The sequence below is a fragment of the Nocardia sp. NPDC003269 genome (assembly GCF_042888005.1).
Taxonomy (GTDB): domain Bacteria; phylum Actinomycetota; class Actinomycetes; order Mycobacteriales; family Mycobacteriaceae; genus Nocardia.
The window spans coordinates 561,029-581,108 of the sequence record NZ_JBIAPA010000001.1; the positions used below are offsets into that span (position 1 = coordinate 561,029).

17 protein-coding genes are annotated in these 20,080 nt (G+C 69.5%); 7 read left to right on the forward strand and 10 right to left on the reverse strand.

Annotated features, from left to right (window positions below; genetic code table 11):
* Positions 1-27 precede the first annotated feature (27 nt).
* The 3 genes from ACFYWJ_RS02435 to ACFYWJ_RS02445 all read left to right on the forward strand — a co-directional run bounded on the left by ACFYWJ_RS02435 (position 28) and on the right by ACFYWJ_RS02445 (position 2,044).
* Complete coding sequence (locus ACFYWJ_RS02435) at positions 28-861, forward strand: sulfurtransferase (RefSeq protein ID WP_355270989.1); 834 nt, start codon at positions 28-30, stop codon at positions 859-861.
* A 5-nt stretch (positions 862-866) separates the two neighbouring features.
* On the forward strand, positions 867-1,172 hold the full coding sequence (locus ACFYWJ_RS02440; RefSeq protein ID WP_022565856.1) for a DUF1416 domain-containing protein: 306 nt from the start codon (positions 867-869) through the stop codon (positions 1,170-1,172).
* 179 nt (positions 1,173-1,351) lie between these two features.
* Positions 1,352-2,044 (forward strand): FABP family protein, encoded by a 693-nt coding sequence (locus tag ACFYWJ_RS02445; protein WP_355270987.1) that lies wholly within the window; start codon positions 1,352-1,354, stop codon positions 2,042-2,044.
* A 333-nt stretch (positions 2,045-2,377) separates the two neighbouring features.
* On the opposite strand, the gene cydC is transcribed toward ACFYWJ_RS02445, so the two are convergent.
* From cydC to ACFYWJ_RS02470, 5 genes are all read right to left on the reverse strand, one after another.
* Positions 2,378-4,315 carry a thiol reductant ABC exporter subunit CydC gene (gene cydC / locus ACFYWJ_RS02450; protein WP_355271720.1) on the reverse strand — a complete coding sequence of 646 codons (1,938 nt, stop codon included), beginning with the start codon at positions 4,313-4,315 and terminating at the stop codon, positions 2,378-2,380.
* A 62-nt stretch (positions 4,316-4,377) separates the two neighbouring features.
* Entirely contained in the window at positions 4,378-6,399 is a 2,022-nt protein-coding gene (cydD, locus tag ACFYWJ_RS02455; RefSeq protein WP_355270986.1) for a thiol reductant ABC exporter subunit CydD, read from the reverse strand.
* A 3-nt stretch (positions 6,400-6,402) separates the two neighbouring features.
* Positions 6,403-7,431, reverse strand: coding sequence for a cytochrome d ubiquinol oxidase subunit II (cydB, locus tag ACFYWJ_RS02460; RefSeq protein ID WP_355270984.1), 1,029 nt, complete (start codon positions 7,429-7,431; stop codon positions 6,403-6,405).
* A gap of 9 nt (positions 7,432-7,440) precedes the next feature.
* Positions 7,441-8,937: a cytochrome ubiquinol oxidase subunit I gene (locus tag ACFYWJ_RS02465; protein ID WP_355270982.1), complete on the reverse strand. Its 1,497-nt coding sequence runs from the start codon at positions 8,935-8,937 to the stop codon at positions 7,441-7,443.
* Positions 8,938-9,114: 177 nt separating this feature from the next.
* Positions 9,115-10,017, reverse strand: coding sequence for an aminodeoxychorismate lyase (locus tag ACFYWJ_RS02470; protein ID WP_355270981.1), 903 nt, complete (start codon positions 10,015-10,017; stop codon positions 9,115-9,117).
* 91 nt (positions 10,018-10,108) lie between these two features.
* Between ACFYWJ_RS02470 and ACFYWJ_RS02475 the strand changes: the two genes are divergently transcribed.
* The 4 genes from ACFYWJ_RS02475 to ACFYWJ_RS02490 all read left to right on the forward strand — a co-directional run bounded on the left by ACFYWJ_RS02475 (position 10,109) and on the right by ACFYWJ_RS02490 (position 13,257).
* Positions 10,109-11,233 (forward strand): folate-binding protein, encoded by a 1,125-nt coding sequence (locus ACFYWJ_RS02475; protein WP_355270979.1) that lies wholly within the window; start codon positions 10,109-10,111, stop codon positions 11,231-11,233.
* On the forward strand, positions 11,230-11,913 hold the full coding sequence (locus ACFYWJ_RS02480) for an MOSC domain-containing protein (RefSeq protein WP_355270977.1): 684 nt from the start codon (positions 11,230-11,232) through the stop codon (positions 11,911-11,913). The genes ACFYWJ_RS02475 and ACFYWJ_RS02480 overlap by 4 nt, the downstream gene beginning before the upstream one ends.
* A complete protein-coding gene (locus ACFYWJ_RS02485; RefSeq protein ID WP_355270975.1) occupies positions 11,910-12,860 on the forward strand; it encodes an asparaginase in 951 nt (316 codons plus the stop codon). Before ACFYWJ_RS02480 ends, ACFYWJ_RS02485 begins: the two co-directional genes overlap by 4 nt.
* A 175-nt stretch (positions 12,861-13,035) precedes the next feature.
* Positions 13,036-13,257 carry a DUF3073 domain-containing protein gene (locus tag ACFYWJ_RS02490; RefSeq protein WP_355270973.1) on the forward strand — a complete coding sequence of 74 codons (222 nt, stop codon included), beginning with the start codon at positions 13,036-13,038 and terminating at the stop codon, positions 13,255-13,257.
* 289 nt (positions 13,258-13,546) lie between these two features.
* Here the strand turns inward: ACFYWJ_RS02490 and purM are convergent, their stop codons facing one another.
* The 5 genes from purM to ACFYWJ_RS02515 all read right to left on the reverse strand — a co-directional run bounded on the left by purM (position 13,547) and on the right by ACFYWJ_RS02515 (position 20,047).
* A complete protein-coding gene (gene purM, locus ACFYWJ_RS02495) occupies positions 13,547-14,626 on the reverse strand; it encodes a phosphoribosylformylglycinamidine cyclo-ligase (protein WP_355270972.1) in 1,080 nt (359 codons plus the stop codon).
* Positions 14,627-14,714: 88 nt separating this feature from the next.
* Complete coding sequence (locus tag ACFYWJ_RS02500; RefSeq protein ID WP_355270970.1) at positions 14,715-16,388, reverse strand: ABC transporter ATP-binding protein; 1,674 nt, start codon at positions 16,386-16,388, stop codon at positions 14,715-14,717.
* The gene (locus ACFYWJ_RS02505) at positions 16,381-17,337 is read right to left on the reverse strand and encodes an ABC transporter permease (protein WP_355270969.1); all 957 of its coding nucleotides are present in this window, start codon (positions 17,335-17,337) and stop codon (positions 16,381-16,383) included. Before ACFYWJ_RS02505 ends, ACFYWJ_RS02500 begins: the two co-directional genes overlap by 8 nt.
* Entirely contained in the window at positions 17,337-18,347 is a 1,011-nt protein-coding gene (locus tag ACFYWJ_RS02510) for an ABC transporter permease (protein ID WP_387161389.1), read from the reverse strand. The genes ACFYWJ_RS02505 and ACFYWJ_RS02510 overlap by 1 nt, the downstream gene beginning before the upstream one ends.
* Positions 18,348-18,430: 83 nt before the next feature.
* Positions 18,431-20,047, reverse strand: a complete 1,617-nt coding sequence (locus tag ACFYWJ_RS02515; protein WP_355270967.1) for an ABC transporter substrate-binding protein — start codon at positions 20,045-20,047, stop codon at positions 18,431-18,433.
* Positions 20,048-20,080: the final 33 nt, after the last annotated feature.

The window sequence follows — 20,080 nt, forward strand, 5'->3', positions numbered from 1 at the left end:
CTGCAAGTCATCTCTGAAAGGAACAACATGGCTCGCTCCGATGTCCTGGTCTCCGTTGACTGGGCCGAAGAGAACCTCAACGCCCCCGGCGTCGTCTTCGTCGAGGTCGACGAGGACACCTCCGCCTACGAGGGTGGCCACATCGAGGGCGCCGTCCGGCTGGACTGGAAGACCGACCTGCAGGATCACGTGCGTCGCGACTTCGTGAACCAGGAGCAGTTCTCCGACCTGCTGTCCGCGCGTGGCATCGGCAACGACGACACCGTCGTGCTGTACGGCGGCAACAACAACTGGTTCGCCGCCTACGCCTACTGGTACTTCAAGCTGTACGGCCACAACGACGTCAAGCTGCTCGACGGCGGCCGCAAGAAGTGGGAGCTCGACGGTCGTCCGCTCTCGCGTGACGCGGTGGCGCGCCCGGCCACCCAGTACAAGGCCGCCGCCCCCGACACCTCGATCCGCGCGTTCCGCGACGAGGTCATCGCGGCCATCGGCGCCAAGAACCTGGTCGACGTGCGTTCGCCCGACGAGTTCTCCGGCAAGATCCTGGCTCCCGCGCACCTGCCGCAGGAGCAGAGCCAGCGGGCCGGCCACATCCCGACCGCGATCAACGTGCCGTGGAGCAAGGCGGCCAACGAGGACGGCACCTTCCGTACCGACGCCGAGCTCGCCGAGCTCTACAAGGACGCGGGCCTGGACGGCGAGAAGGAGACCATCGCCTACTGCCGCATCGGCGAGCGTTCCTCGCACACCTGGTTCGTGCTGCAGGAGCTGCTCGGCCACCAGAACGTCAAGAACTACGACGGCAGCTGGACCGAATACGGTTCGCTCGTCGCTGTGCCTATCGAGTTGGGAGCGTAATCAATATGTGTGCAGCACCTACCCAGGGTCAGGCCATCCCGGCCGGCGTCGACGTGGAGAAGGAGACGGTCATCACCGGCCGCGTCCTGAGCGCCGACGGTCAGCCGGTGGGCGGCGCGTTCGTGCGTCTGCTCGACGGCAACGGTGATTTCACCGCCGAGGTCGTGGCCTCCGGCACCGGTGACTTCCGCTTCTTCGCCGCGCCGGGTTCGTGGACCCTGCGCGCGCTGTCCTCGTCGGGCAACGGCTCGGCCGAGGTCCGCCCCGAGGGCGCCGGCATCCACTCGGTGGACGTCGAGGTCGCGAAGTAAGTACCTCACAACGGCCCTGGTAGTTCCTGTGCGGGAACTACCAGGGCCGTTTTCGTGTCCGCCCGCCGGAGTCGCTAGACTCCGATCGTGGTCCTCTTCTTCGAGATTCTCCTCATCGCCGTGTCGATCCTCATCGGCTGGTTCGGCCTGTACGTCTTCTACCGGCTGTTCACCGAGTCATGAGCGGGCTCGCGAGCGAGGGTTCCGATCCGGCCGAGCGAGCGAGCACCGAGCACGACGCTCCGGCCGAGCGTCGAAGCGGCGACGAGGCAGTGAACACCGCTGCCGAACGCGCGAAAGAGACCGGCGTCCGAAACATTTCGGTCCTGCCGGGTCTTCCGCTGCCCGAGGACACCGCGAATCTGCGCGAGGGTCCCGATCTGAACCACGCCATGCTGGCGTTGCTGCCGCTGGTCGGCGTGTGGCGCGGCGAGGGCGAGGGCAATCACTCCACCGACGGCGACTACCGCTTCGGCCAGCAGATCGTCGTCTCGCACGACGGCGGCGACTACCTGATCTGGGAGTCGCAGACCTGGAAGCTCGACGGCGAGGGCGATTTCGAGCGCACCGATCTGCGTGAGAGCGGCTTCTGGCGCGTCGGCACCGAGGGTGACGACGAGATGCTCGAACTCCTGCTCACCCACAGCAACGGCATCGTCGAACTGTTCTACGGCACCGCCCGCACCCAGTCCTCCTGGGAACTGGCCACCGACGTGGTGATCCGCAGCCAGTCCGGCGCGGTCGTCGGCGGCGCCAAGCGCCTCTACGGCATCGTCGAGGGCGGCGACCTGGCCTACGTCGAGGAGCGCGTCGACGCCGACGGCGCCCTCGAACCCCGCCTCTCCGCCCGCCTGCAGCGCTACATCGGCTGACAGACGCACCGAAGGCCCCGCACGTACTCGTGCGGGGCCTTCGACGTTCTCCGGTGGAAATGGAGCGACCCCCGAGCCGTTCCGCCACGCTCGAGAACATGACGGTCCCGGTTGGATAGTCCGGGGGCTCGGGGGTCGGGTGACTGCCTGGGATTCGCTCAGCGCACCGCTGGGGAATCTCCCGCAGTGGTGCTGCTAGCGGGCAGCCACCTCACGCATCCGATGAACATACATTCTTCAGACCACCTCCTCTCTTGTGTACCGACGAATCTATCGGTGCGCCACGAGGTCGGCAATTGATTTTCTCGCGGGTCTGACCTGGGCGGATGCCGGTCAGTGCGCGGGGTGGACGACATGGCGGGCGCCGGTCGCTTCGACGGTGACGATCGTGTCGGCGCGGTGGTGCGCCGGGAGCTGGTGGGTGACCACGACGACCGTCCGATCCGGGGCGACCAGGCCACTGTCGATGTCGAGCAGATCCAGCAGCAGCTGCTCCCCCTCGGCGGCCGCCAGGTGCTCGGTGGGCTCGTCGAGCAGCAGGGTGTGTGCCGGGGCGACCAGCGCGCGGGCGAGCAGGAGGCGGCGGCGCTGACCACCCGAGACCGTGGCCGCGCCCGCCGTGAGCCCGGTGTGCACCCCGTCGGGCAGGGAGTCCAGCCAGGGGCCGAGGCCGACGAGGCGCAGTGCGGCCGCGGCGTCCTCGGTCGTCAGGTCGCCCCTGGCGACCCGCAGGTTCTCCAGGATCGAGGTGCCGAACAGATGGGCGTCTTCGGCGAAGAAGGTGACGCCGTCGCGCGGGGTGTCGAACAGGCCCGCCCAGGCCATGAGCAGCGTCGTCTTGCCCGCCCCGCTCGGACCTACCACGACGATTCGGCGGCCGTCGGGTAGCGGGATTTGCGGCGAGGACGGTTTCTCGCCCGCCCCGCGCCCTCGATCCGCCGCACTGTGGGCAGCGGTGCCGTGACCTGCGGTGTCGGTCGGGCCGGTCGCGGCAGTCGCACGCGGCGCGGCAGTCGTGCCCGACGCGGTAGTCGCGCCCCGCGCGGCAGTCGAGTCGGTCGCGGTGGCCCCGACATCGGTATGGGACGTCTCGGGCGCGGCAGCGTCGGTCGTGGCGGTTTCGGCGGCGCGGAGGCGGTGGAGGGCGGCTCGGGAGGTGGTCAGGGTGGTCGCGGCGGTGGGGAGGGCGCCGACGGCCTCGAACGCCGACAGGGGGACGAGGACCAGGATGGTGAGGGCCATGGGGGTCATGCCGCCGGGGAGGCCGCCGGTCGGGCCGTAGGCCGCGATGCCGACCAGGAGCGCGCCGAGCGCGCTGACGCCGATCGAGAGCGGGGTGGCCGCGGCGGCCCACGCGCTGTGCGCGGCGGCCGTATCCTCGGCCCGCACCGCGCGCCCATTCGCCGTGTCCGCCTGGGCGAGCGCCGCGTCGAGCTTGCCCGCCACCCGCAGTTCGGCCGCGTGGTCGAGCACGGTGACCGCTTCCGCCGTGAACTCCGCCCGATCGGCCCGCACCGCCTGCTCGGCTTCCCGCGCCGACACCCCCGCCAGCCAGGGCGCGAGCATCCCCGAAACAGCAAGGGCGACAGCCAGAATCCCCGCCGCGGGCACCGAGATGAACGCGATCAGCCCGATCGCCGCCAGCGACAGGATCACCGCCACCGCGACCGGAACCAGCACCCGCACCACCACCGCACCGAGATCATCGATATCGGCACCGACCCGCACCAGCAGATCCCCCCGCCGCATCTCCCGCAGATCGGCATACCTGCCCGCCTCATCCGCAGCGCCCGGCGCCTTGCGCAGATTATCGGCAGCGCCCGACCCCACCCCCAGATCTGCATACCCGCCCGACTCGTCCGCAGCGCCCGGCGCCTCACGCAAACCGTCGAGCGCACCCGACCCCTCCCGCGGATCAGCACGTCCGTCGAACGACATCGCCGCAAGCCGGTCGGCCGACGACCCGCCCCACCACCAGATATCCGCGTGCGCGAGCGTGCGATACACCGTCGTCCGCGCCGTCGTCATCGCCCGCAGCGCCACATCATGGGTGGCCAGCCGCTCCAGATAGCGGCACAGCCCGCGCGAGATGCCGAGTGCCCGGACGGCGACGACCGCCACGCTCAGGTACAGCACCGGCGGCATCTGCCAGGCCCGCGCGATCAACCAGGCCGCCAGCGCGGCCAGCGCGAGCCCGCTGCCCAGCGCCGCCACACCCCAGGCGATCGCCACCACGACCCGCCACGGCGAGAGCGCCAGCAATCGCCACATCTCCCGCAGATCCCCGAGCAACGACCCGCCCCCGAAACCCCCACGCACCGACCCGATTCCACTCACGACACCGACACCCCCTCCACACCACGAACGCCCACATCGCCCCGTCCCCGCCCGCGCGATCCGGAATCGTCGCCACCGAGCACCGTCGGCGACTGGGCGGGAGCGGGGTCTTCGATGCCGGGCGCGCTGCTCCCGACCACCTCCACGACGACATCGGCGGCGGCCAGGACGGTCGGGCGGTGGCCGACGATGACGACGGTCGCGCCCGCGGTGGCGAGGGTGCGCAGGGTGGTCAGCACCTGCTGTTCGCTGTGGGAGTCGAGGTGGGCGGTGGGCTCGTCGAGCAGGAGGACGGGGCGGTGGGCGGCCAGGACGCGGGTGAGGGCGAGGCGTTGGCGCTGACCGAGGGACAGGCCCAGACCGCCCTGGCCCACCCGGGTGTCCCAGCGGGCGGGCAGTTCATCGAGGACGGTGTCGAAACCCGTTGCGGCGCTGATCTCGTCGAGGTCGGCGGCGGTGGAGTGCGCGCCGAGTAGTTCGATGTTCTCGCGCAGGGTGCCGGGGACCAGCACGGGGCGCTGGGGCAGCCAGGCGATGTTGGCCCACCAGCTGTCCGGGTCGAGCGCGCGGACGTCGGCACCGTCGACGAGGACAGCGCCGGCATCGGGTGCGATCAGGCCCAGAATCGCTTGCAGCGTGGTCGATTTGCCGCATCCGTTCGGCCCGGTGAGCACCGTGATCAGGCCCGGGGCCAGGTCCGCGGTCAGGCGATCGGGCGCGTTCCCGGATCGCGCTGCGATGGTCAACCCCCGCACCACGATGCGCGGTCCCGCCTGCCCACCGCGGTCCGCACGGCACCGGGCGATCTCTGCCGCGCCGGGTCCGTCGCCGCGATCCACACCGCCCGGGTCGAGCCCGGCACCGCGCACCGCCTCGGCATCCTCGGCGGCCATCCCGGGCGTCTCGCGCTCGACATCGGTTCCGTGGGCACCGAGGGCCGCCCCGCCGGGCCGCGAGCCCGTCGAATCCACGTGATCGGCTGACGAATTCGCCGATTCCAGGACCGCGAATGCCCTGTCGGCCGCCGCCATCCCGTCCTGCGCCGCGTGGAACTTCTCCCCCACCTGCCGCAGCGGCCAGTACACCTCCGGCGCGAGGATCAGCGCGACGAGCCCGGCGTACAAGGTCATCTCGCCGTAGACCAACCGCAGGCCGATGGCGACGGCGATCAGCGCGACGCTCAGCGTCGCCAGCGATTCCAGCACCATCGAGGACAGGAAGGCGATCCGCAGCGCGCGCATGGTCCGCTGCCGCAGCGAATCTCCCAGCGCCCTGACCTGATTCACCATGCTGGGCCCGTCGGGCCCCTCGCGGCCGAGGGCACGCAGCGTCGGCATACCGGCGAACAGGTCGAGCAGTTGATCGGACAGGCGGGTGGTGGCGGCGAGGGTCGCCTCGGCGCGGCCCTGGGTGAGCAGCCCGATGAGGATCATGAACACCGGGATCAGCGGCACCGTGATGATCGCGATCATGGCAGAGGTCGGATCGTGGAAGGCGATGACCACCAGCACGATCGGCGGCACAAGGCAGGCCAGCAGCAGGGCGGGCAGATAGCCGGTGAACCACCCGCGCAGCCCGCTGAGGCCGTTGCCGACGACCACCGCGATCTCGGTGCGCCGGGCGTCGAGTTCCCGTGGCGGCAGTTCGGCACCGGCCCGCAGCACCGCCGATTCGAGTTCGGCGACGACCGTCGCACCGGCCCGGTGGGCCAGCCGCGCCTGCCACCAGCTCGCCACGGCGCGCACCGCGACCGCGATCGACAGGCCGATCAATTCGCCTGTCCACGCGCCGAACTCACGCTTGCCGGGATCGGTGATCACCCCGGCCAGCACCCGGCCGAGCAGCACCGCCAGCACCACGATCGTCGCCGTGATGACCAGCGCGAGCAGCACCGACACCACCAGATGCGGCCGGGCCGAGCGGGCGTACTTCCACAGCCGTGGGTCGACGGGCGGACGCCTGCCCGGCCGCTGCCGCTCGGCGGCCGATCCGTCCGCGGCCGCGTCCGCCCGTGTCATCGCTCAGTCCTTGCTGCGCAGCGGCAGACCGGTCGGTGCCGGGATCTGCTCGACGGTCAGCCGCTGGCGGAACACCCAGTAGGTCCAGCCCTGGTAGACCAGCACCACCGGGGTGGCCAGCACCGCGGCCCAGCTCATCACCTTCAGCGTGTACGCGCTGGAGGCGGCGTTGTAGATGTTCAGGTCGTAGAGCGGGCTGATGGTCGAGGGCAGCACGGTCGGGTACATCGAGCCCACGATGAGCACGGTCGCCGAGGCCACGGTGACCGTGGTGCCGACGAAGGCCCAGCCGTCGCGGCCCGCCACGTTCGCCGCACCGGTGAGCACCAGGCCGAGCACCGCCGTCACCAGCACCGCCCAGGTCCAGCCGGTGCCGTAAGCGAGCTGGGTCCACAGCCCGAACGCGCCGACGACCACCGCGGTCGGCACCAGCAGCAGCCGGACGATGCGCTGCGCGTCGTCGCGGACCTCGCCGCCGGTCTTGAGGACCAGGAACACCGCGCCGTGCAGGGCGAACAGGATGCCGGTCGCCAGGCCACCGAGCAGGGCGTACGGGCTGAGCAGATCCCACACCGAGCCGACGATCTGCCGCTCCGCGTCCAGCGGCACGCCGCGCACCAGGTTCGCGAACACCCAGCCCCAGGCCAGCGCGGGAATCCAGGAGCCGATCCCGATGCCGATATCGCACCAGGCCCGCCATTTCGGATCGTTGATCTTGGCGCGGTACTCGATCGCGCAGATCCGCAGGATCAGCGCCACCAGCAGGAGCAACAGCGCCAGGTAGAACCCGGAGAACATGCTCGCGTACCACTCGGGGAACGCCGCGAACATCGCGCCGCCCGCGGTGATCAGCCACACCTCGTTGGCGTCCCACACGGGTCCGATCGTGTTGAGCACGACCCGCTTACGGGTATCGGAGCCCTTGCCGAGGATCGGCATCAGCATGCCGACGCCGAAGTCGAAGCCCTCCAGCACGAAGTAGCCGGTGAAGAGCACGCCGATCAGGACGAACCAGAATTGCTGCAGATCCATCACCGGCTCCTAGTAAGCGAAGGAAAGTTGCTCGACGGCAGGCTCTTCCGGTTTGCGATGCCTGCCGGTGTCCGGGCCGTCGGGCCCGTCGTCCGGGGCCTGCGGCGTCGGCGCGTCCGGCCCGGCGATCGTGTACCGGCGGATGAGGTAGAACCACACCACCGCCAGCACGCCGTAGAGCAGGGTGAACACGATCAGCGAGAACACCACCGTCGCCGGCGCGTGGTCGGAGACGGCCTGCTGCACCGTCATCCGGATGTTCGGGTCGCCGGTCGGGTTGGGCACCACCGCCCACGGCTGACGCCCCATCTCGGTGAACACCCAGCCCGCGCTGTTGGCCAGGAAGGGCGTGGGGATCGCGATCAGGCAGAGCCAGGAGAACCAGCGCTGGTCGGGGACGCGGCCGCCGCGGGTCACCCAGAAGCCGACGAGCAGCAGCAGCACCGAACCGGCGGCCAGGCCGATCATCGCGCGGAAGGACCAGTAGGTGACGAACAGGTTCGGCCGGTAGTCGCCGGGGCCGTACTTGACGGTGTAGGTCTGCTGCAGGTCGACGACGCCGTCGAGGGTGACGCCGGTGAACTGGCCCTCGGCCAGGTACGGCAGCACGTAGGGCACCTCGAGCACGTGGGTGACGCTGTCGCAGTTGTTGTGCGTGCCGACGGTCAGGATGGAGAAGTCGGGGTCGGTCTGGGTGTGGCACAGCGATTCCGCCGAGGCCATCTTCATCGGCTGCTGTTCGAACATCAGCTTGCCCTGGATGTCGCCGGTGAAGATCACCGCGACGCCGGCCAGCGCGACCACCACCAGCGAGGCCCGCCCGACCGGGCGCCACATCGTGCGCGCCTCGTCGAGTTTCGCCGGGTCGCCGCTGCGCGCGTTGCGCACCATCCACCAGCCGGCGATACCGGCGACGAAGGTACCCGCGGTGAGGAACGCGCCCGCGACGACGTGCGGGAACGCGGCCAGCGTCGTGTTGTTGGTGAGCAGCGCCCAGATGCTCTCCAGCTCGGCGCGTCCGGTCTCGGGGTTGTAGTGCGCGCCGACCGGGTGCTGCATGAACGAGTTCGCGGCGACGATGAAGTAGGCGGAGGCGTTCACGCCGAACGCGACGATCCAGATCGTGGCCAGGTGCACCAGTTTCGGGAGCCGGGTCCAGCCGAAGATCCACAGGCCGATGAACGTCGACTCCATGAAGAACGCGATGAGCGCTTCCAGCGCCAGTGGCGCGCCGAAGACGTCACCGATGAAGCGGGAGTACTCGCTCCAGTTCATCCCGAACTGGAATTCCTGGACGATGCCGGTCGCGACGCCGATGGCGAAGTTGATCAGGAACAGTTTGCCGAAGAACTTCGTGAGGCGGTACCAGTGTTCCTTGCCGGTGATCACCCAGGCGGTCTGCATCATGGCGATCAGCGGCGCGAGACCGATGGTCAGCGGTACGAAGATGAAGTGATAGACGGTGGTGATACCGAATTGCCACCGGGAGACGTCCACAATGTCCATCCGACCCTCCAGCTTCTACTACGACAAGTCGTAGTAGATCGTACGCCCGGATTTACCCCCGTGGCGCGTGACAACCGCCACGACACGCCGAAAAGTTGCTGCACGATTGGATATACGCGGTCCGACCGGGCAACCCCGGCGCCGCAGGGGCACGCCCACCCGTGCCCCTCACACGACTCACCAGTCGCCGATGGTCCCCGGCCGCTCGATCCCCAGATCCACCATATCGATGATTTCCTGCGCGTTGTCCGGTGCCGACATGCGCACACCGTCGAGCTGGTTCACCCGCGCGGCCAGCGTGATGCTCGACAGCAGCCAGATGCTGTCGCAGTCGAACAGGTCGGCGGTGAACAGCGACTGGTACTTGCACTCCCAGCCCTGCTTCTCGGCGACCGCGAACAGCGAACGCTGGGTCACCCCGGGCAGCACACCGCTCTTCGCGGGCGGGGTGATGAGCTGCTTGTCGCGCGCGATCACCACGGTCGAGCGCGGGCCCTCGAGCACGCGGTGCTCGGTGCTGTGGAAGATCACGTCCTCGGCGCCCATCCGCCGGGCGAAGCGCAGCGCGGCCATGTTGGTCGCGTAGGACAGCGTCTTCGCGCCGAGCAGCTGCCACGGCGCGGCCTGCGCGAGGTCGACCGAGATGCCGCGGGCCAGCGACATCACCTTGACGCCCTCGGCGCGGGCGGTCGCGACGCGGGCCGGGACCGGGGAGACGAGCACATACGCGGTGGGCTTCGGGTCCGTCGAGGTCAGGCCGGTCGGCGCGTCGTATTCCGAGTCGCGGCCGCGGGTGTAGATCAGCCGCAGCAAGCCCTCTTCCTCGGAACCCCATTCCTTGACCGCGACCTCGACGGCAGCGCGCCACTTCGACAGTCCCGGCTCCGGCAGATCCAGCGCCTGCGCCGAGCGGCGCAGCCTGGCCAGGTGGAATTCCAGCGCGGTCGCCGTGCCGCCGCGCACCAAAATAGTTTCGAAGACGCCATCGCCGCGCAGTGCGCCTATGTCGTCGGCATAAAGCGACGGCGCGTCCGCATCAGCGACCGCGCCGTCGAGTGTCACAAGAACCCGTTCTCCCATGTGACGAGCGTAGGCGTTATCGGTCCGTTATGCCTATGGCTGCTCCAATTCGGACGCCCGGCTGCGGCGCGTGTCGGTGGACGCGCCTACAGTGGGTGATGTGTCGGTGGTCGTCGCCCCCAGTCCTGTTCTCCACACTCCGGGTGCTGTCGCGGGCGCGCCGGGTTCCCCGGACGCTGCCGTCGCCTGGCATTACGGCGATCCGTTCGGTGAACAGAAGGCCGCCGTGCAGCGGGTCGCGGTGGTCGATCGCTCCCATCGCGCCGTCGCCACGATCACCGGCGCCGAGCGCCTGAGCTGGCTGCACACCATCACCAGCCAGCACATCGCCGCGCTGCCCGACGGGCACAGCGCCGAGAATCTCGACCTCGATCTCAACGGCCGCGTGCAGCACCATTTCGTGCTCACCGACCTCGACGGCACCGCCTGGCTCGACACCGAGGCCGAGCGCGGTGCCGAACTGCTGTCGTTCCTGCAGAAGATGGTCTTCTGGGCCGACGCCAAGCCCGTGGCCGCGCCCGACTACGCCGTACTGAGCCTGCTCGGCCCGCAGGTCGGCACGCTGCTCGGCGCGCTCGGCATCGACGCGCTGCCCGAGGTCTACGTCGCCGTGGCGCTGCCGGGCGGCGGCTTCCTGCGCCGGATGCCGTGGCCGGGTGAGGACGCCTTCGACCTCGTCGTCCCGCGCGCCGACCTCACCGCGTGGTGGAGCAAGCTCACCCAGGCCGGGGCTGCCCCCGCGGGCATGTGGGCGTTCGAGGCGCTGCGGGTGGCCGCGCTGCGGCCGCGCATCGGCGTCGACACCGACGAGCGCACCATCCCGCACGAGGCCCGCTGGATCGGCGGCGTCGACGAGCACGGCGCGGTGCACCTGAACAAGGGCTGCTATCGCGGCCAGGAGACGGTCGCCCGGGTGCACAACCTGGGCAAGCCACCGCGCAACCTGGTGCTGCTGCACCTGGACGGTTCCGCCGACGAGCGCCCGGCCACCGGCGACGACGTCACCGCGGGCGGGCGCACCGTCGGCAGGCTCGGCACCGTCGTCGACCACTACGAACTCGGCCCGATCGCGCTGGCGCTGGTCAAGCGGTCCGTCCCCGCCGGCACCGAACTGGTGGTCGGCACCATGGCCGCCGCCATCGACCCCGACTCGATCCCCGCCGACGACGTCGTGCAGGCGGGCCGGGCCGCCGTCGACCGGCTGCGCGGGCGATGAGCCGCCCGCTCCTGCGTGTCGGTGACACCGGCCGGGTCGAGGCCGTGTGCGTCGTGCACGCCGAGATCGAGGTCCGCGGCCGGGTCGGCCGCAGCGCGATCGACAAGCGTCCCGTCGACGGCCGGGTCGCGGTGAGCACGCTCGGCCTGGCCGGTGACCACGTCTGCGACACCGTCAATCACGGCGGCGTGCACCAGGCCGTCTACGCCTACGACGAGCACGACGCCCGCCGCTGGGGCGGCGAACTCGACCGCGACCTGCCCGCCGGCTGGTTCGGCGAGAACCTGCGGCTGAGCGGGCTGCCGATCAGCGACGCGGTACTCGGCGCGCATCTCACCATCGGCGACACCCTGCTCGAGGTCAGCGCGCCGCGGGTGCCCTGTTCGAGCTTCCAGCAGTGGACGGGCGAACGGCAGTGGGTGAAGCGCTTCACGCTGCGCTCCGACACCGGCGCCTATTTCCGGGTGCTGACCGAGGGCACGATCGGCGCGGGCGACGAGGCGCGCGTCGTGCACGTCCCCGCGCACGGCATCACCGTGCGCGACCTGTTCACCGGTGCCGACCCCGTCCTGCTCGAACGCCTGCGGACCGAGGAGCCGACCATCTCCGACGACGTCCGCAGGCAGATCGACCGGCACACCAGAACCCGCGCCGACGTCGACCTGGAGGTGCGGTCATGAGCGTGGAACTGGTCGAGGTCGTTCGCTCGGGCTTCCGTGAGTGCGTGCACCGCGGGTCGGTGGTGGTGCTCGACGCCGACGGCACCCCGACGCTCGAACTCGGCGAGGTGCACGGCCCGATCTTCCCGCGTTCGACCAACAAGCCGATGCAGGCGCTGACCCTGCTGCGCAACGGTTTCGACCCCGTCGACGACGACGAACTGGCCGTGGCCACCGCCTCGCATTTCGGCGAGCCCGACCACATCGCCCTGGTCCGCAGGCTGCTCGACCGCTACGGCTTCAGCCCGACCGACCTCGCCTGCCCGCCCGACCTGCCCTTCGAGGAGCGGGCCCGCGCCGCCGCGCTCACCGGCTCGGGTCCGAGCCCGCTGTACATGAACTGCTCGGGCAAACACGCGGCGATGCTGGCCACCTGCGTGATCAACGACTGGCCGCGCACCGGGTATCTCGACGTCGAGCACCCGTTGCAGCAGGCCGTGCTCGCCACCGTCGCCGACGTCACCGGCGAACCGGAGACCGACCTGGGCATCGACGGCTGCGGCCTGCCGATAGTGCCCGTCTCGCTGATCAATCTCGCGCGCGCGTTCGCCGGCTTCACCACGGCCGAGCCCGGTACCGCGCCGCGCCGGATCGCCGATGCCGTTCGGGCGAATCCGCGAGTGATTTCGGGCACGAAGGGCCCGGACCTGCTGGCCATGGCGGCGACCCCCGGCCTGTTCTGCAAGATCGGCGCGGACGGCGTGCACGCGGGCGCGCTCCCCGACGGCCGGGCCTTCGCGTACAAGATCGACGACGGTCACGACCGGGCCAGGATGCCGCTGACGCTGGCGATTCTGCGCAGGCTCGGGGTCGACTGGACCGACCGGCACACCGACCTCGCGGCCACCGCGGTGCTCGGCGGCGATGCCAGAGTCGGCGTCATCCGGGCGATCCCGGGAGTGCTCTGAGACCAGGCGGTTCGGGCGAAGAAGGGGCAAACGGCGGCGGTTCGGTAGTTCTTCACCCACTCCTGGGAGCGCGACCGTCTAACACACGCTAAAGTGTCTGTCAGGAAGAGTATTAATTCGAACGGGGCCGCCAACAAACCCCAGGCCGCCCCGCAGTGACGCGAGGGGGTCAGCCATGGGCCGTGGCCGGGCTAAGGCAAAGCAGACCAAAGTCGCACGTGAGCTCAAGTACAGCTCCGCGCCGACCGACTTCGCGAGCCTTCAGCGCGAGCTGTCGGATAGCACTCCGCACTCTCAACCGAGAAGTGGCGGCGTGATTTCCGATGAGCACGACGCAGACGAGTCGGCATCCCGTTGGAACAACGAGGACGACGACTACGACAGCTGGCGCCGCTGACCGAACGCCGGTGAAGGGGGAGGCCACCGCGGCCTCCCCCTTCAGCCGTTGTCCGGTCCACGGCGCCAGGCTCGCAGGAGTACGGCGAACATCCGAATAGACGACGAGCGTCCTGTGCACACACAGGACGCTCGTCGTGTTCGCCGCCTCGAGGCCCCGACCGCCCCGAGCCGACGGGCACCTACCCCACCCGTTCGGGATAGCCGTTTCTACGGCGAACAAACAAACCGCCGCAAAGACGTGAGCCGGGCCGCAGCAGCGACCCGGCTCACGTGGTGGAGACAGTGCGTCAGAACCTGGGGTGATCGCCCAGCAGCACGGCGCGCGGGGCGTCGGCGTCGGCGGCCTTCTTGACCTGGCCCAGGGTCCAGCAGTCGATGTGGCGAGCGGTGAGCACCGCCAGCGCGCGGTCGGCGTCCTCGGGCGCGACGATGGCGACCATGCCGACGCCCATGTTGAACGTCTTCTCCATCTCGACGCGCTCGACACGACCGCGCTGGGCGATCAGCTTGAACACCGGCGCCGGGTTCCAGGTGCCGCGGTCCAGCTCGGCGACCAGGCCGGCGGGCAGCACGCGCGCCAGGTTGGCGGCCAGGCCACCACCGGTGACGTGCGAGAAGGTGCGCACATCGGTTTCGGCGATCAGCGCGAGGCAGTCCTTGGCGTAGATGCGGGTCGGCTCGAGCAGTTCCTCACCGAGGGTGCGGCCGAACTCCTCGACGTAGCCGGTCAGCGACATCCGGTCGATGTCGAGCAGGACCTTGCGGGCCAGGCTGTAGCCGTTGGAGTGCAGGCCCGAGGAGCCCATCGCGATGACGACGTCGCCCGGGCGGACGCGGTCGGGGCCGAGCACCGAGTCGGCTTCCACGACGCCGACGCCGGTGGCGGACAGGTCGTAGTCGTCCGGGTCCATCAGGCCCGGGTGCTCCGCGGTCTCGCCGCCGAGCAGCGCGCAACCGGCCTTGATGCAGCCCTCGGCGATGCCGGAGACCAGCTCGGCGACCTTCTCCGGGACGACCTTGCCGATGGCGATGTAGTCCTGCAGGAACAGCGGCTCGGCGCCACAGACCACCAGGTCGTCGACGACCATGGCGACCAGGTCGAGGCCGACGGTGTCGTGCTTGTCCAGCGCCTGGGCGACGGCGATCTTCGTGCCGACACCGTCGGTGGACGCGGCCAGCAGCGGCTCGCGGTATCCGCCCTTGAGGGCGAACAGGCCGGCGAAGCCACCTAGCCCACCCTGCACCTCGGGCCGGCTGGCCTTCTTCGCCAATGGTCCGAACAATTCGACGGCGCGGTCACCCGCTTCGATATCCACGCCTGCCGCGGCGTAGGAAGCGCCGGCACCGCTGGGGGTCTGTTCAGTCATTGTGGGGGAAAGCTCCAAACCGAATCGGCGGACAGATGCCTAGTAACTCTAAGTGATCCGCCGGTTCAGCCCGCTGGCGGCTCCTAACTCATTGTTCCAGCTCCGTGGCGAAAGTGGCGGCGATCTCAGCCCGGCGCCCGCGCTGCCGCACGGGGTCGGGGACGGGGACCGCGGCGACCAGGCGGCGGGTGTACTCGTGGTTCGGGTGGCGCAGGATCTGTTCGTTGTCGCCTTCCTCGACGCAGGATCCCTCGCGCAGCACCATGATCCGATCGGCGAGCTGGTCGACGACGGTGAGGTCGTGGCTGATGAACAGGCAGGCCCAGCCGCACTCACGTTGCAGCTGCGCGAACAGCTCGAGCACCGCCGCCTGCACCGAGACGTCGAGCGCGCTGGTCGGCTCATCGGCCACCAGCAGGTCGGGATCGAGCACCAGCGCCCTGGCCAGACTGGCCCGCTGCCGCTGCCCGCCGGACAACTCGTGTGGGTACCGCTGCTCGGTGCCCGCGGGGAGCTGGACGTCGTCGAGCAGCTTCCTGACCCTGGCCCGGACGGCGTCCCGGTTGCCGGTGCGGTGCACCACCATCGGCTCGGCCACGCACTCGCCGATGGTCAGGCGCGGATTGAGCGAGCCAGCCGGGTCCTGGAAGACGAACCCGAAGCGCCGCCGGATGGGCCGCAGCTTGCGCTGGGACAGCTCCGCGATGTCCTGCCCACGGATCAGCACCCGCCCCGAGGTGGGCCGCTGGAGTGCCGCGACGCACCGGCCGATGGTCGACTTGCCCGACCCCGACTCCCCCACCAGCCCCAGCGTCTCCCCCGGCCGGATCCGCAGGCTGACCCCGTCGACGGCCCGGAACGCCGGCCGCCCGAACGGCCCGGGAAACTGGACCACCAGATCGTGCACCGCGAGCACCGGCTCGGCGTCGGGGTCGATGGCGGGCCGCGCGCTGGTCGCCGCCCCCAGATGCGGGACGGCGGCCAGCAGCGCCCTGGTGTACTCCGCCTGCGGGCTCGCGAACAGCTCGTGCACCGGCGCCTGCTCGACGACCTCGCCCGCCCGCATCACCACCACCCGGTCGGCCAGGTCTGCCACCACGCCCATGTTGTGGGTGATCAGCACGATCGCGCTGCCCAGCCGGTCGCGCAGGTCGCGCAGCAGTTCCAGGATCTCGGCCTGCACGGTGACGTCGAGCGCGGTGGTCGGCTCGTCGGCGATGATCACCTTGGGCTCGCACGCGATGGCGATGGCGATCATCACCCGCTGCTTCTGCCCGCCGGAGAGCTGGTGCGGGTAGTAGTCGACCCGGTGCTCCGGATCGGGCAGCCCGACCGTGCGCAACAGTTCGATCGCCTTGGCCCTGGCGTCCTTGCGGCCCATCCCGCTGTGCGCGCGCAGGGCTTCGCAGATCTGGAAGCCCGCGGTGAACAGCGGGTCGAGCGCGCGGGCCGGCTCCTGGAACACCATCGAGACCTCGCCGCCGCGCAGCGCGGTCAGCTGTTTCTCGGTCATCGAGGTCACCGCGCGGTCACCCAGGGTGACCAGCCCGCGCACCTGCGCGGTGTGCGGCAGCAGCCCGATCGCCGTGCGCGAGCTCACCGACTTGCCCGACCCGGACTCGCCGACGATGGCGAGCACCTCGCCGGGGAACACCTCGTAGGACACCTCCCGCACGGCCGCGACCGGCCCGCTGTCGGTGGCGAAGGTCACCGACAGCCCCGACACCGACAGCGCCGGGGTGCGGATCGCCGTCTCAGTCATCGGTCGTCTCCTTCTCGTCCACCGTGGTGACCGCCCGCCGGGTGCGCAGCAGCGGGTTCAGCGTCTCGTCGATGCTCTCCCCGACCAGCGTCATCCCGAGGACGACGAGCACGATCGCGGTGCCGGGGAAGATCGAGGTCCACCAGATCCCGTTGGACACGTCGTTGAGCGCCTTGTTCAGGTCGTAGCCCCATTCGGCGGCCTGGGTCGGCTCGATGCCGAAGCCGAGGAAACCGAGCGCGGCCAGCGTGAGGATGGCGTCGGCGGCGTTGATCGTGATGATCACCGGCAGCGAGCCGGTGACGTTGGACAGGATGTGCCGGAACATGATCCGCGCCGTCGAGGCGCCGGTGACCCGCGCCGCGTCCACGAACGGCTCGGTCTTCACCGCCACCGTCGCGTTGCGCACGACCCGGAAGTACTGCGGCACATAGACGACCGTGATCGCGATGGCCGCCGACAGCATGCCGCCGAGACTGCTCGACGTGCCGCCAGCGACGACGATCGACACCACGATGGCCAGCAGCAGCGACGGGAACGCGTAGATGGCGTCCATGACCAGCACCAGCACCCGGTCGACCCAGCGCCCGACGAAGCCGGACAGCAGCCCGAGCGGCACGCCGACCAGCAGCGAGAGCACCACCGCGATCACGATCACCAGCAGCGCGGTGCGCGCGCCGAACAGCACCCGGCTGAACACGTCCTCGCTGCGCACCGAGGTACCGAACCAGTGCTCGGCCGACGGCCCCTGCTGCGGCACGAAAGCGACACCGTCGGCGCTGTTCTGGGCCAGCCCGTAGGGCGCGAGCAGTGGCGCGAACACCGCGACGAACACGAAGCCCGCGACCAGCACCAGCCCCGTGACGAGCGTGATCCGTTGCAGCCCAGCGGTCATCGACAGCAGCCCGGCGCCCGGTATCCGGCGCCGCTTCACCGTTGCGGTGCTCATCAGAACCTCACCCTCGGGTCGATCAGCGCGACGATGGCGTCGACGACGAAGCTCATCACCGCGACCACCAGCGCGATGAACGCGACGATGCCCTGCACCGCGATGAAGTCCCGCGCCCGCAGATACTCGGCGAGCTGATAGCCCAGGCCCTTCCATTCGAAGGTGGTCTCGGTGAGCACCGCGCCGCCGAGCATCATCGCGATGCACATGCCCATCACCGTGATGATCGGGATCAGCGCGTTGCGCACCGCGTGCCTGCCGGTGACCACGCGCTGGGACAGTCCGCGCGCCTTGGCCGCCTCCACGTAGTCGCTGCGCAGCGTCTGGATCAGGTTCACCCGCACCAGCCGCAGGAAGATGCCGCCGGTGAGCAGGCCGAGGGCCACGGCGGGCAGGACCGCGTGCTCGAGCACATCGAGCACATAGGACGGTTCGCCGTACAGGATCGAATCGATGATCAGGATGTTCGTCTTCGGCGAGACGTGCTGCAGCGCGAGTTCCACATCGGTACTCGCCCGCCCGCCGACCGGGAACCAGCCGAGCCACACCGAGAAGATCAGCTTGAGCAGCATGCCGACGAAGAACACCGGCGCCGCGTACGCCAGCACCGCCGAGAACCGCAGCACCGCGTCCGAGGTCGAATCCCGGTGTGTCGCGGCATATCTGCCCAGCGGCACGCCCACGGCGAACGCCACGAGCAGACCCCAGAAGACCAGCTCGAACGTGGCGGCGCCGTAGGTGATCACCACCTCGCCGATGGCCTGGTTGTCCTGCGTCCGCCCGAAGTCACCGTGCAGGAAGCCGGTGAGGTACTCCCAATACTGGGTCAGGATCGGACGATTGAGGCCGGCCGCCTCCTTGCGCTGCTCGATCTGGTCCTGGGTCAGCCGGCCACCCATGGCCGCGCTGATCGGGTCGCCGATCACCCGCATCAGGAAGAACACCACCGTCACCAGCAACCACGCGGTCGGCAGAATCAGCAGCAGCCGGATCAGCAGGTACCGCAGCAGCGCCACCTGGCGGGAACCCCCGCCGCGCGTCCACCCGAAACGCCGCGCCCGGATCAGCAATCCGGGCGCGGCGGGTACGTCACTCACTTGCTCAGTACCGTGAACCGGAACTTGAAGGAGCCGTCGAGGGTCTGATCGACTCCCGAGACGCCGGGCTTGGACACCGCGACCTGCTTACCCGACAGCAGTGGGAGCGTGGGCAGGAAGTTCTGCGCCAGGTCGGTCTGGATCTTCTGCAGCAGCTCAACCCGCTTGGCCGGATCGGATTCGGTGGTCTCGGCGGTCAGCTGGGCGTTGATGCCGGGGTTCTCGAAGTGCGACTGCAGGAAGTTGTTCGGGCCGAAGAACGGCGAGAGGTAGTTGTCGGCGTCCGGGAAGTCCGGGAACCAGCCGAACTGATACATCGGGTAGCCGTCGGAGGCCCGTTCCTTCTGGTAGGTCACCCATTCGGTGGACTGCAGGTTCACCTTGAACAGGCCCGACGCCTCGAGCTGCGACTTCACCGCGGCGTACTCCTCGGACGAGCTGGAGCCGTAGTGGTCCGGGTTGTACTGCAGGTTCAGCGTCACCGGGGTGGCCACGCCCGCGTCGGCCAGGAACTTCGCCGCCGCCGTCTTGTCCGGCTTGGCGCCGTAGAGCTGCTTGAGCGGCTCGGCCGCACCCGTCATGCCCTGCGGCACATAGCCGTACGCGGGCTGATAGGTGTTCTTGTACACCGCCGAGGCCAGCGCCTCACGGTCCACCGAGGACGCGAACGCCTTGCGCACTGCCAGCTTCTGCTCGGGGGTGTTGCCCGGCATGGTGTTCATGTTGAACACGATGTAGCGCAGCTCGCCGCCCGGCCCGTCGGTGACCTTCACCTTGGAATCGGCACGCAGGGAATCGATGTCGGTGGGCGTGAACGAGCGGTAGCCGACGTCGATGGCGCCGTTCTGCAGGTCCAGCTTGAGGTTGTCGGAGGTGGCGTAGTACTTGGTCGAGACCGTGGAGTTCTTCGGCGTGCCGAGGATGCCCTGGTAGTCCGGGTTGGCCTTGTACTCGACCAGCTTGTTCTTGTCGTAGCTGGTGATCGTGTACGGCCCGGAATAGCCCTTGCCCGCGACGACCTCGTCGTCGGTGGCGACCTTGTCGGCCGGGAACACCTTCTCGTCGACGATCGGGCCCGCCTGGGTCGGCAGGATCGTCGGGAAGGTCTGGTCGTTGGCGACCTTGAGCGTGAACGCGACGGTGAGATCGTCGACCACATCGGTCTTGTCGAGATTACCGAGCAGCGATGCGGGACCGTGCGGATCGTTGATCTTCAGCATCCGGTCGAAGGAGAACTTGACGCTCTTGGCGGTCAACGGATTTCCGCTGGCGAATTTCAGCCCGGATTTGATCTTGCAGGTGTACACGGTGGGCGTGCTGAACTCGCACTTCTCCGCCGCGTCGGGTTTGGGCGTGGTGTCGCCGGGCGCGAAATTCAGCAGATACGAATAGATCTGGTTCTCCACCAGCAGCGAGCCGTTGTCGTAGGCGGCCGCCGGGTCGAGCGAGAAGATCTTGTCCGTCGTGCCGACGACCAGCCCCGCCCCGGACCCCGCCTCATCGGTGCGCCCCGAACCGCAACCCGCCAGCGCGGCCGCGACCACCGCCGCGACACCAACTGCGGCAACTTGTTTCGCGCGATTCTTGCGAGCGCTCAATGCACTGTTCAACATCAGGTCCCATTCTCGAACGCCACGTCGCCGCCG